Consider the following 13,280-nt stretch of genomic DNA (forward strand, 5'->3'; position numbering starts at 1 on the left):
TTATAAAAGTGGGTGTATATACTTTGCTACGTGTTTTAAAAGGGGTTTCATTATTGACCTCATTCGTACTTCTTATTGTTTTACTAGGTGGGGCACTCGTAACAAAGACAAATTCTGGACTTGGATGTGGAAAATCTTGGCCATTATGTAAAGGCCAAATCATTCCTGATAATTTAACGATTGAAACAGTAATTGAATTATCTCATAGAGCAGCATCAGGTCTTGCAGGAATGTCAGTTTTATTATTAGCGGTGCTTGCTTGGATTATTATTCCACATAAAAGAGAAACGAAATTTTTAGCAATCATCTCATGTGTATTTTTAGTTGCACAAGCATTAATCGGAGCTGCCGCAGTGGTTTGGGGACAAGTTCCTGCAGTTAAAGCCATTCATTTTGGAATCTCTTTAATCTGTTTCGCTGCTGTTGTCATGTTAACATTATTAATTTTTGAACGTGATAGAAATTACCAAAAAGATACGTTTTTTGTTGGAAAAACAATGAAATTTCATACGTACGGACTATGGATTTACTCATATTTAGTCGTTTATACTGGTGCTCTTGTAAGACATGAAAACGCAAGTCTTGTTTGTCCAAGCTGGCCAATGTGCAGCAAAGCTAATAACGGATTCCCTACTCAATTTCATGAATGGGTACAAATGGGTCATCGTTTAGCAGCTTTCATTTTATTTCTTTGGGTCATCATCGCGTTTATTCACGCATATAAACACTATCGTAAAGAACGTGGAATTTACGTAGGATGGTTAGTATCAGCTATTATTGTTTCTTTACAAGTAATCTGTGGAGCATTCATCATTTTAACAAACTTAAACATTTATGTAGCATTAACACATGCAATTTTAATTTCATGCCTATTTGCGATTTTAAGCTTCCAATGTCTACTTAGTACTAGAAGTAAAAAATCTAATTCACAATTACAACATAATAAAGTCATTTCATAAAAAAAGGTATTTCCTCAGCTAATCACTGAAGAAATACCTTTTTTATTATTTTTGTTCTAATTCAATTAATAAGTCACCAGTTGAAATACTCTCACCAGATGTAATAAATAGATCTCTTACAACTCCTGTAAATGGAGATTGTACAGTTGTTTCCATCTTCATTGCTTCAGTAATCGCTAATGTTTGTCCTTTTTCAACAACATCACCTTTTTTAACTAAAACATTTAAGACTGTACCTGGCATTGTCGCATTAATATGGTTTGGATTACTAGTATCACCTTTTCTTTTTTGAACTACGGTCGACTTAATAGAATAATCTTTAACAACTATTTCTCGTGGCTGACCATTTAATTCAAAGTAAATGACTCTTGTTGCATCAGCTTGCGCTTGTCCAATCGATACTAATTTTACAATCAATGTTTTTCCACGTTCGATATCGACTTTTATTTCTTCATCTAATTTCATTCCATAGAAGAATGAAGGCGTATCAAGTACTGAAAGATCACCATAGCTATCAACATTTTTTTGATAATCCATAAATACTTTTGGATATAAACAATAAGATAATATATCAAAATTTGTAACTTGTCGTTTTAAAGTTTGGAATAAATATTCTTCTACATCTTTAAAATCAATCGGTTTTAACGTTTCGCCTGCTCTTTCAGTCAATGGTTGTTTTCCTTTTAAGATGACCCGCTGTAAGCTCTTAGGGAACCCACCATGTGGCTGACCTAACTGTCCTTCGAAGAATTCTACTACTGAATCTGGGAAATCAATTCCGTCCCCTTTTTCATAAATATCATCTTCAACAAGATTATTTTGCACCATAAATAATGCCATATCACCTACTACTTTAGATGAAGGTGTTACTTTAACTACATCACCAAATAGTTGATTTACACGACCATACATATCTTTAACGGCTTCAAAACGATCTCCTAATCCTACTGCATTTGCTTGTTGTTTTAAATTTGAGTATTGGCCCCCTGGCATTTCGTGTTGATATACCTCAGTGTGTGGTGAAACCATTCCGCTTTCAAAACTACTATAATATTTACGAACGCCTTCCCAGTAGGTAGATAGTTGTTCTAAACCATTAATATTTAAATTTGTCTCAAAGTCAGACCCTTGTAGAGCGTAATATAAACTGTTTACACTCGGCTGTGATGTTAAGCCTGACATACTTCCAATTGCAACGTCGACAACATCTATACCTGCCTCAATTGCTTTTATATATGTGTATAAGCCATTTCCACTCGTATCGTGAGTATGAAGATGGATTGGTAAGTCTACAGTCGCCTTAAGCTCGCTAATTAACGCATACGCCGCTTGTGGCTTTAATAGACCTGCCATATCCTTAATGGCTAAAATATGCGCACCTGCTGATTCTAAGTCCTTTGCAAGCTCTTTGTAGTAAGCTAAGTTATATTTTGTTCTTGAAGGATCTAAAATATCACCTGTGTAACAAATAGAAGCTTCTGCTAATTTACCATTTTCCCGAACAGCATCAATGGCAACCTCCATACCTTTGATCCAGTTAAGGCTATCGAAAATTCGGAACACATCTATTCCAGCTTGTGCCGATGCTTCAATAAACTTTTTCACTAAATTGTCGGGATAATTTTTATAACCAACAGCATTAGAGCCACGTAATAACATTTGGAATAATATATTCGGTACTTGCTGTCTTAACGTTAATAATCTTTCCCATGGGTCTTCATTTAAGAATCGGTAGGCTACATCAAATGTTGCCCCACCCCACATTTCCATTGAGAATAGATTTGGCAATAATTTTGATGTTTGCTCTGCAACAGCTTGTAGGTCTTTCGAACGTATTCTAGTTGCCAAAAGTGATTGATGCGCATCTCTAAAAGTTGTATCAGTAAATAAAACATTCGGTTGATTTTTTAACCACTTTGAAAATTCATCTGGACCAAGCTCATCTAATAATTGTTTTGTCCCTTTGTCAGCAATTTGGATATCGCTTACGTTTGGAATAATCACATCTTCAAATGCTGGTTTCTCCGAAGAGGAAATACCTGGGAATCCATTTACAGTTACATTTCCAATATAGTTCAGTAATTTAGTCCCACGGTCTCTTCGTTTTGCAAAAACGAATAACTCAGGTGATGAGTCAACAAAGGAAGTATTATATTCACCCGATAAGAAATCTTTATGTTGCATAACATTTTCTAAGAATGGAATATTTGTCTTAATTCCACGAATACGGAATTCTTTTAAGTTTCGATTTAACTTCGCTACAGCACCTTCAAATGTCAGTGCATGAGTCGTAACTTTAACCAATAATGAATCGTAGTAAGGAGTAATAACAGCACCTTGAAAACTATTCCCCGTATCTAAACGTACACCAAAGCCGCCACCTGATCGGTAAGCCATGATTTTCCCAGTGTCAGGCATAAAATTATTTAACGGATCTTCTGTTGTAACACGAGCTTGTATTGCAAATCCAATTCTAGGAATATCATTTTGTAATGGAATTCCTACTTTTTCATTATGTAAACTATTACCTTGTGCAATTAAAATTTGAGTTTGTACAATATCAATTCCTGTGATCATCTCAGTGATCGTATGCTCAACTTGAACACGAGGATTTACTTCTATAAAATAAAAATCATTTCCAGAAACTAAAAATTCAACTGTTCCTGCATTAACGTACTCTACATCTTTCATTAATTGAACTGCAGCCTCACAAATACGCTGTCTTAGTTCTTCAGTGATTGATGTACAAGGAGCAACTTCAACTAATTTTTGATGTCTACGTTGAATCGAGCAATCTCTTTCATACAAATGAATGATATTACCTTGATGGTCACCTAAAATTTGAATTTCAATATGTTTAGGATTTTCAATATATTTTTCTACATAAACTTCATCATTACCGAATGCAGCTTTTGCTTCTGATTTTGCTCTTTCAAATGCTTCTTTTAAACCAGAACTAGTACGGACAATTCGCATACCTCTTCCACCGCCACCAAGAGCAGCCTTAATGATAATTGGGAATCCGTAAGTTTCTCCAAATTCTACAACATCCTGAAGTGTTTCAACTGGCCCACTACTTCCTGGAATAATAGGAAGCTTTGCTTTTAACGCTTCATGCTTTGCTTTAATTTTGTCACCAAAAATATCTAAATGTTTTGAATGAGGACCAATAAATATTATGCCTTCTTCTTCACATCTTTGTGCAAATTTAATGTTTTCAGATAAAAATCCATACCCAGGGTGGATCGCATCTACATTATTTTTCTTTGCAATTTTAATAATCCCTTCAATATCAAGGTAAGCATCAATTGGTTTTTTACCTTTTCCAACGATATATGCTTCATCCGCTTTATAACGGTGATATGAACCTTCATCTTCCTTTGAATAAATACCTACAGTGCGAATACCTAACTCAGTACATGCACGAAATACACGAATAGCGATTTCGCCACGGTTAGCAACTAAAACTTTTTTAATTTGTTTCGTATAAGTCATAATAATGCCTCCTGTATTCATGAAAGATAAATGATTATAAATGAAATGTAATCTATGATTGCATTAAGAAACAGTTTATAACGTTTCTTTATTCATTTTATTTCGAATGGAAATATTCATTAACATACCTACCATTGATAACATCACCATCATTGACGTACCACCATAGCTTACAAATGGTAAAGGAACACCTGTCAATGGGATTAGCGATGTAACACCACCGATATTTACAAACGTTTGGATCACAATCAATGCACATATACCTGTAGCTAATAATGAGTCAAAAGAATCATTTGATTGATGGGCAATTAATAAACCTCGCCATACAATTAAAAAGATACAAATAATCACAATGATCACACCAATAAGACCTGTTTCTTCACCGATAATTGCTAAAATAAAATCAGTATGTGGTTCTGGCAAGTAGCCTAATTTTTGAATACTTTTACCTAATCCCACACCAGTAAGTCCACCATTGGCAAAAGCAATTAACGAATTGACAATTTGAAAACCGATATCTTGTGCATAATCAAATGGATTTCGAAATGCTAGAAATCGATTGACTTGAACGTCTGTTAGTCCAACACCAAAACTAACGCAAAAGCTTACTAATGGATATAAGACGATAATTCCTGCTGAAAACAATAGAATTAGTCTTTTTACAATAAATCCACTACAAAATGAAACGACAGCACAAGTTGCAATGATTAATAAAGCCGTACCTGTATCTGGTTGCATACGTAATAAAATGACATATAACAAAATGACCAACCAAGGAGCAAATAACATCTTCCAATTCCTTGTAATCCCTTTTTGTCTTTTTGAGTACCAGCCCGCTAGTAAAATAATGGAACTTAATTTTATTAATTCAGCAGGTTGTATCCCAAACACCCAACTTTTGGCATTGTTAACCACTTGTCCAAAAGCTAATACAGCTATTAATAACCCTATACTAACTAGTAGATTTAATAATAAAATAATCCTTTTTTTAAAGATTGTTGAGGGTATTAACGTTAATAAAACAAAAGCACCCATACCAACTTCAAATGCGAGGAGCTGTTTACGAAAAAAATGATCGCTCGCCCAATTTTCACTTTGATAGCGAATTGTTGGTAATGCCGAACTAGCACTGTATACCATAATTAATCCAAATAAACATAAAATAAGTAATGGAACAATAATCATATAGTCCATATTTTTTAAATATTTTTTTAACATTGCTAATCATCCCTGCTTCAATTCTTTATACATAATGTATTCAACTATTTTGGGAAATTCCCTTTATAAATATCAATATTGTAACATAGATTCATAGATTAGTTCCTTATGCAATTAAAATAAAACAAAAAAGCTCAAACAAAGAATTGTTTGAGCTTTTGGATCATACTAACTATTTATTTTTTTGATTTGTAAAAGCATCATGCAAAGCAGATAATTGACGTTCTAGTTCTGAAAGAAGTTCTTTCCCTTGCTCAACTTCAATTAATCCAAGTCGAGATGCAAAATCGATTTCTCTCGATAAACCGAACATTTGAGTATCTAAAACCTCTTCATATAGAGGGCATTGTGGCATTGTTAAATGATCAAGTTGTACATTTATTAGTTTTAAAATTTTTTCAGCATCTTTTTTTAATAATTCAAATGCTTTATCTTTGTAATTCGTTACAGCATCAGACCTCAATTTTCTCCCTCCGCTTCCGTACAAGCTATACTTCTTAATATTATAGTTCTTTTATAGAAAAATCAACTTAAAAAAGTCATTATTATAATATGTAAAATGCATTTAAGTTCATGTTGTGTACCAATTACAAAAAATCACTTCAATTTAAGTGTATGTAAAGTATTTCCAATTATGAAACATTTTAACTTTTTTAAAATGAAAGTTCTATTCATTATACTCTAAAATTCATTTTTTCATATCTATATTTTTAAGCTAAGCAGTTTTCTATATCAATACATTGATTTACTCTTAGAAATAGTCGTAAACTATATATATACTTTATACTCCGGGGGAGACAACAAATGAGTGATGTATTTTTAATTACCGGTGAGGTCGAGCACCCACTAACAATTGATCCAAGTGTATGGATCTTTGATGAAAGAAAAATTGAACTTGAGCTTATTTTTAAAGGAGAATTTGAAACGGAAAACGAAAATGAAAAATACACTAAGAGTGTATCAAAACATTGGGATCGAGAAATTATTGAAGGAGCAAGAGTAGATACAAGTATCCCCTTTGCTCAAACGAAGAAACAATGGCTTGAAAAAACGTACGTCATGCCGTTTTCATATTTTATCGATAATAGTAAACCTAAATCTAGTGAACAGAACGTCACGATTGAGACGGAGAAATCAACGATCACATTACCGTTTAAAACAGTTTATGAATCATATTTAGCATTTTCAAACAACGGGAAAAGGATTGTTGAAGAAGGTCCAGTTCATTTATATTTTAAAGATGGTTCAAATAAAGATACGCCAATTACATCTATACTAAAGATTATTTTCTAACGAAAACATCCTACGAATTTGTAGGATGTTTTTTTAGAAGGACTATTCAAGAAAATTTTTTTCGCATCAACTCTCATTTAGAAAATGCTTTACAATAAATCTGCTGCTAATTGAGCAATTGATGATCTCTCTCCTTTTACGAGCTTGACATGACCACTTATTTTTTGATCTTTAAATTTCTCAACAACATAAGTTAGCCCGTTGTTATATTCATCTAGATATGGATGATCAATTTGTTCTGGATCTCCCATTAAGACAATTTTACTCTTATCCCCTACTCGAGTTAATATCGTTTTTACCTCATGCCTTGTTAAATTTTGGGCCTCATCTATAATGATGAATTGTTCTGGAATACTTCTACCCCTTATATAGGTTAGTGCCTCTACTTCAATAGAGCCCATACCAGCTAAAATCGCATCAAGTTCACCAGGTTTTTTCGTATTAAATAAGTATTCGAGATTATCATAAATCGGCTGCATCCAAGGCCTTAGCTTTTCATCCTTCTCACCAGGTAAATAGCCTAAATCCTTCCCAACTGGAACAATTGGTCTTGCAACTAGTAATTTTTTATAGTTTTGTAAATCTTCTGTTTGCATTAGTCCCGCTGCTAAAGCTAATAATGTTTTACCAGTCCCTGCCTTACCAATTAGGGTCACAAGTGGTATATCATCTCGCAATAGTAGCTCTAGTGCCATTGATTGTTGCGCATTTCTTGGTCGAATGCCCCAAATATGATCATTAGAAAAAACGAATTTTTTAATCTTTGTACCTGATTGGTCTACAATACCTAGCGCAGAACTTGATCCACCTAAAGCATCCTTCAATACGACAAATTGGTTTGGATAAAAAGGGTGATTCGCAACATCAGATACTGGTAATTCGGTCTTTTCATAAAACTTATTTAGTAGCTCCGTATTTATGTAGTACTCTAAATAGCCAGTATATATATGGTCAACCTCTACCACTCGATCACTTAAATAATCTTCCGCAAGTAAGTTTAACGCATCCGCTTTGACTCGAACTAATGTGTCTTTACTAACTAATATAACTGTTTTGCCATCTTCTTTTGCTTCTTCTTCGAGAGATAAATTTTTCGCAACAGCTAAAATCCGATTATCATTTGTTTTTTCCACAAAAATTTCTTGTAACTGCTGAAATGATCGATGATTTAGTTCAATTCTAAACGTACCACCATTTTCAAGAGGAATACTTTCATGTAATTTTCCTAGTTCTCGAAAGCTATCGATTAATTTGGAAACATACCTAGCATTGCGACCTACTTCATCCATATATCTCTTCTTTGAATCTACCTCTTCTAATACAACAGCAGGTACAACTACATCATTGTCATCAAATGAAAAGATTGCTAGTGGATCTTGCAATAGTACATTGGTGTCGAGAACGTATATTTTACTCAATCCTTAACCTCCTGACTCAAATAACACAGAATAAAATATTTGAATTAAATTCTAAGTGCAAGTTTTAAAAACAGTTAGGTTACTGAAGTATGGACGAACCGTTTATATATTATATGAATTTCTCTCTACTTTAGAATACGTTTTATCTTGCCATCAAACTTCTAGCGTTCTTAAGCCATTTAAAACAGCATCATCTAATTTCTTAGCTGCTCTTTCATCATACGTTTTTGCATACTGTGGCTCTGTGATAATTTTTGAACCATAAAATAAAATATTTTTCACTTCATTAATATTGACTTCAATACATGCTAATTTCAAAGGAATAGAAGGCATTTGCTTTGTTAACACTTTGGCATCCCCTAAAATGTTATAGACGGTTTCATTCGAAAATAAGCTAAACGAAACAGTACTATTTGTCTCTACATTTGAAATAACTAATGAACGTTGATCGATCGCAAAGCGAATTGTTTTCTCATCTAAAGCAATAAACCATGAAATAGCATTCATTACTGGAATGCTTTTCTCACTACTAATTGTACTTAATAAGACAATTTTTTCTTTATTACAGTCTTCATACAATACTGGTGACAATTCTTTCTCGATACTGTTTGCCATCACTGTTTCATCTCCTTCAAATAAAGAGTATACTAAGATAATTCAAAGTTTATATAAAAACTTCCTGCTTATTATATTGATTTCTAAAAATATATTCTAAAACNNGTTACAGATATAAGGAGAGAAACTTTACATGAGAGTTAAATGTATGATCTGTGATAAATCAGAATCAATTAGTGATGAATCACCAATCGCTAAAAAACTACGTAATCGACCAATCCATACATACACTTGTTCAGAATGCTATGACAGGATTACGATAAAAACCGAGCAAAGAATTGCTACTGGAAAATTCCGTTTTCAAAAACCGATAAAAGATAATGACGAATGGTAATCATACAAACACAAATAAAAAAGCCTAGATTTTTTTCTAGGCTTTTGATATTTACATCGTTATAACTTTTGATTTCTAAACTAATTAAAATGTAACTTTAACAAGAAATCGAACAATTGGTAGCAGTTAGATTTTAGTATTTTTCAGGATTCACTTTTACTTGATCTAAAAAACAATCGATCATTTCAATTGGGAAACGAGTCGTTCGCTCCTTTTCACCTTGAGTGAATGAGATTAAGTAGAAATCCTCCATTACTTCAATTTTAACATTAGAAACTTTATGGTCCTCTTTTAAGATTGTATCAAACATTTCATACGTCTCTTTTGCCGCTTCATCAGATGGCCTTCCATCATATATCACTTTTATTGTTAACCAGTTATATAAAGCATCCTGAACAGAATTCATCCTAAAATCCCACTTTCTATTAACAAATTAACTATGTAGTTGCATTATTTTTTTTTGATTGATGTAATCGTATTTTATAAATTCCTAAAACAAATACACTTGCAAGCAATGCCTCTACAATTGGAATTCGAAGTGCTAAAAATGTTAAGAATGTACAACCTACACATAATAATACATAAGTGATTAACATTTTTATGATACTAAGTTTTTTCGCAAAACCTAAGTGATAGACCGTTATACATAATACAATAATTAATCCATATAAAATCCACATTGACAATTGAAAATCTTCATTCGTTATTTTTATTATATTTCTAATAACAAATTCTAACTTGTCTAATTCATTTGGAGCCAATTTCTTTATCCCCCTAAACGTTAATAAAAAACCGACTAATCTGTTAGTCGGTTTTTATTATATCATAATTATTTTAAATAATTGATTCTTACTCAGCGAATTTTTTCTTTTTCGCTACACGCTCACGCTCGTTCTTATCAAGAATCTTTTTACGTAAACGAATTGATGTAGGTGTTACTTCACAGTACTCATCATCATTTAAGTATTCTAATGATTCTTCCAGCGTCATGATACGTGGTTTTTTCATTGTAGTTGTTTGATCTTTATTTGCTGAACGAATGTTTGTTGCTTGTTTTACCTTAACTACGTTTACTGATAAGTCATTTTCACGGTTGTGTTCACCAACAATCATACCGTCATAAACTTCAGTACCAACTTCAAGGAAAATAACACCACGGTCCTCTAATCCCATAATACCGTAAGTTGAAGCTTTACCAGTTTCCATAGAAACTAATACACCTTGACGACGTCCACCAACTTGACCTTGGATAGCAGGTTGATAGCTATCAAATGTGTGGTTAATAATACCGTATCCACGAGTTAATGTTAAAAACTCTGTTGTATAACCGATTAATCCACGTGCTGGTACCATAAACGTTAAACGAACTTGACCGCCACCGTTATTTACCATGTCACGCATTTCACCTTTACGAGCACCCATTGATTCCATAATTGAACCAGTGTACTCTTCAGGAACATCGATTTGAACATGTTCAACAGGCTCACATTTCACACCATCAATTTCACGAATGATAACTTCTGGTTTAGAAACTTGTAACTCGTAGCCTTCACGACGCATGTTTTCAATTAAGATTGATAAGTGAAGCTCCCCACGTCCACTAACAATCCAAACATCAGGAGAATCAGTGTTTTCTACACGTAAACTTACGTCTGTTTGAAGTTCTTGTAATAGTCTTTCTTCAATTTTACGAGAAGTTACAAACTTACCTTCACGACCTGCGAAAGGTGAGTTATTAACTAAGAATGTCATTTGAAGAGTTGGCTCGTCTATACGTAACACTGGAAGTGCATCTTGGTATTCTGCAGGACAAACTGTTTCACCAACATTGATATCTTCCATACCAGAAACTGCTACTAAATCTCCAGCTTGAGCTTCTTCAATTTCAATACGTTTTAATCCGATAAAACCAAACATTTTTGTAATACGGAATTGTTTTACTGATCCATCAAGTTTCATTAAGGCAACTGATTGACCAACTTTCATTGTTCCACGGAAAATACGACCAATACCAATACGTCCTACATAGTCATTGTAATCTAATAATGTAACTTGGAATTGTAATGGCTCTTCGCTATTGTCAATTGGAGCTGGAATGTGCTCAATAATTGTATCGAATAGTGCATTCATATTTCCTTCTTGTTTCGCTGGATCTGAATCTAAACTTGAAGTACCGTTGATCGCTGATGCGAAAACAACCGGGAATTCTAATTGATCTTCATCTGCACCTAATTCAATAAATAAATCGATAACCTCATCTACTACTTCATCTGGACGAGCAAAGTCACGGTCAATTTTGTTTACAACAACGATTGGTGTTAAATGTTGTTCTAAAGCTTTTTTTAGTACGAAACGTGTTTGAGGCATACAACCTTCATATGCATCAACTACTAAAAGAACCCCATCAACCATTTTCATGATACGTTCTACTTCTCCACCAAAATCAGCATGTCCTGGAGTATCCATGATGTTGATACGTTTTCCTTCATATTGAATTGCAGTGTTTTTCGCTAAAATCGTAATACCACGTTCACGTTCTATATCATTAGAGTCCATTGCACGTTCGTTAACATTTTCGTTTGAACGGAATGTACCAGATTGTTTTAATAGTTCATCAACTAAAGTTGTTTTACCATGGTCAACGTGCGCAATAATAGCAATATTGCGTAAATCTTCTCTTTTTTTCAAAATATATTCACTCCTAAAATGTTTCCACATCTATTTTCATTATTAACTAAAACATTATAGCACATGCATGACATAATTTTTCAACTAAATGTTTATAATCCTATATAAAATTAAAATAAAAATTTCGTAAATATTATTTTTTTCAAATTTACATACATATATACTTTAAGTAAAATAGGATTAGGAACAGGAGGTTTCATCATGTCGAGCATTAAATACCGTCTATTATTTGTAGCACTATTATCAGTCATTTTCTTAATTCTTGTTGGTATTTTATTAGCAGAAAAAAGCGTTATTGGGGCAATTATCGCACTGATTGCATCGATTTTTTCAGTAGGATATGGATTTATTTTACGTGCTAAATTAAAAAGAGAAGGTAAGCTTTAAAACTTACCTTCCTTTTGATCAGGAAGAAACTCAATATAATTTGTTAATAACTCATTTTGTATTGATGCGTTACTTACTAATACTGAACTATTTTTTAATATAGAAAGCTCTTCATTTTTAAGAGTCGTACAAATCCCGCCAAGCTCTTCTACAATTATTTTCCCTGCTGCAAAATCCCATGGTGATAATCTAGGGGTAATATATGCATCTATTCTACCTGTTGCTACATAAACCATCTCTAGTGCAGCTGAACCGTACGAACGACTACCCCTTATTTTTTTTATGAGTAATCCTAATTTTTCATGATTTAAATATCGATTTTTTGTCAACCAAATGGCATTTACTGCAACAATCGCCTCTTCTAGGACAACATTTTTTAATGGGCTTATTTTTTTGTCATTTAGATAAGCACCTTCACCGTTTTTTGCAAAATATAATTCATTATGTATTACATCAAATATAAAGCCCATTTTTCCAATTCCATTCTCATAAATCCCTAATGAAATTGCGAAATTCCGTTTTTGATGAACAAAGTTCATTGTCCCGTCAATTGGATCTAATATCCAGACGATACCGTTTACATTCTTCAGTTCGTCACCTTTGCCTTCTTCACCAAGGAGGGAATGATGCGGAAATTCCGTTTTAATGTTCTCAAAGAAATATTTTTGAATTTCTTCGTCCTTATTTGTAACTAAGTCATTTTCGTTTGATTTTGTATTAATAGTAATGGAGTCGTATAAAGAACTTTTTATATTTTTCGTGGCATTAATCAGAAGGTTTCTTGCAAACTGCTCTATTTTTTTCCAATCTTCTTTCATTTTGAACACTCCAATGTCTACATCTAAACTGATAAATTATCTTCTGTTTATCAGT

The 13,280-nt window shown here is 33.1% G+C and carries 13 protein-coding genes; 4 read left to right on the forward strand and 9 right to left on the reverse strand.

Annotated elements, in window-relative coordinates:
• The first annotated feature begins 23 nt into the window (after positions 1-23).
• Positions 24-959: a COX15/CtaA family protein gene (locus tag V7056_RS02295; protein WP_499698971.1), complete on the forward strand. Its 936-nt coding sequence runs from the start codon at positions 24-26 to the stop codon at positions 957-959.
• A 45-nt stretch (positions 960-1,004) separates the two neighbouring features.
• Here V7056_RS02295 and pyc read toward each other — a convergent pair whose 3' ends face one another.
• From pyc to V7056_RS02310, 3 genes are all read right to left on the reverse strand, one after another.
• The gene (pyc, locus tag V7056_RS02300; RefSeq protein WP_499698900.1) at positions 1,005-4,454 is read right to left on the reverse strand and encodes a pyruvate carboxylase; all 3,450 of its coding nucleotides are present in this window, start codon (positions 4,452-4,454) and stop codon (positions 1,005-1,007) included.
• A 75-nt stretch (positions 4,455-4,529) separates the two neighbouring features.
• Entirely contained in the window at positions 4,530-5,672 is a 1,143-nt protein-coding gene (locus tag V7056_RS02305) for an FtsW/RodA/SpoVE family cell cycle protein (RefSeq protein WP_499698902.1), read from the reverse strand.
• Between the two features lie 172 nt (positions 5,673-5,844).
• A complete protein-coding gene (locus tag V7056_RS02310) occupies positions 5,845-6,135 on the reverse strand; it encodes an Fpa/YlaN family protein (RefSeq protein WP_499698904.1) in 291 nt (96 codons plus the stop codon).
• Positions 6,136-6,476: 341 nt separating this feature from the next.
• On the opposite strand from V7056_RS02310, the gene V7056_RS02315 reads away from it, so the two are divergent.
• Positions 6,477-6,965 (forward strand): peptidyl-prolyl cis-trans isomerase, encoded by a 489-nt coding sequence (locus V7056_RS02315; RefSeq protein WP_499698906.1) that lies wholly within the window; start codon positions 6,477-6,479, stop codon positions 6,963-6,965.
• Positions 6,966-7,054: 89 nt separating this feature from the next.
• On the opposite strand, the gene V7056_RS02320 is transcribed toward V7056_RS02315, so the two are convergent.
• Both V7056_RS02320 and V7056_RS02325 read right to left on the reverse strand, forming a co-directional pair.
• The gene (locus tag V7056_RS02320; RefSeq protein WP_499698908.1) at positions 7,055-8,383 is read right to left on the reverse strand and encodes a PhoH family protein; all 1,329 of its coding nucleotides are present in this window, start codon (positions 8,381-8,383) and stop codon (positions 7,055-7,057) included.
• A 153-nt stretch (positions 8,384-8,536) separates the two neighbouring features.
• Positions 8,537-8,998 (reverse strand): PNPOx family protein, encoded by a 462-nt coding sequence (locus tag V7056_RS02325; protein WP_499698910.1) that lies wholly within the window; start codon positions 8,996-8,998, stop codon positions 8,537-8,539.
• A gap of 133 nt (positions 8,999-9,131) precedes the next feature.
• Here V7056_RS02325 and V7056_RS02330 point away from each other — a divergent pair, with 133 nt between their 5' ends.
• Positions 9,132-9,332, forward strand: coding sequence for a YlaI family protein (locus V7056_RS02330; protein WP_088000190.1), 201 nt, complete (start codon positions 9,132-9,134; stop codon positions 9,330-9,332).
• A gap of 133 nt (positions 9,333-9,465) precedes the next feature.
• Here the strand turns inward: V7056_RS02330 and V7056_RS02335 are convergent, their stop codons facing one another.
• The 3 genes from V7056_RS02335 to typA form a co-directional block, all read right to left on the reverse strand.
• Positions 9,466-9,738, reverse strand: a complete 273-nt coding sequence (locus V7056_RS02335; protein WP_499698912.1) for a hypothetical protein — start codon at positions 9,736-9,738, stop codon at positions 9,466-9,468.
• A gap of 31 nt (positions 9,739-9,769) precedes the next feature.
• Positions 9,770-10,093 (reverse strand): YlaH-like family protein, encoded by a 324-nt coding sequence (locus V7056_RS02340; RefSeq protein ID WP_499698914.1) that lies wholly within the window; start codon positions 10,091-10,093, stop codon positions 9,770-9,772.
• A gap of 88 nt (positions 10,094-10,181) precedes the next feature.
• On the reverse strand, positions 10,182-12,020 hold the full coding sequence (gene typA / locus V7056_RS02345; protein WP_499698916.1) for a translational GTPase TypA: 1,839 nt from the start codon (positions 12,018-12,020) through the stop codon (positions 10,182-10,184).
• Positions 12,021-12,221: 201 nt separating this feature from the next.
• Here typA and V7056_RS02350 point away from each other — a divergent pair, with 201 nt between their 5' ends.
• Complete coding sequence (locus tag V7056_RS02350) at positions 12,222-12,407, forward strand: DUF5325 family protein (protein ID WP_088000188.1); 186 nt, start codon at positions 12,222-12,224, stop codon at positions 12,405-12,407.
• On the opposite strand, the gene V7056_RS02355 is transcribed toward V7056_RS02350, so the two are convergent.
• Complete coding sequence (locus V7056_RS02355) at positions 12,404-13,225, reverse strand: inositol monophosphatase family protein (protein ID WP_499698918.1); 822 nt, start codon at positions 13,223-13,225, stop codon at positions 12,404-12,406. The genes V7056_RS02350 and V7056_RS02355 overlap by 4 nt on opposite strands.
• Positions 13,226-13,280 lie beyond the last annotated feature (55 nt).

It is taken from the genome of Bacillus sp. JJ664, from assembly GCF_036962205.1.
GTDB lineage: Bacteria > Bacillota > Bacilli > Bacillales > Bacillaceae_G > Gottfriedia.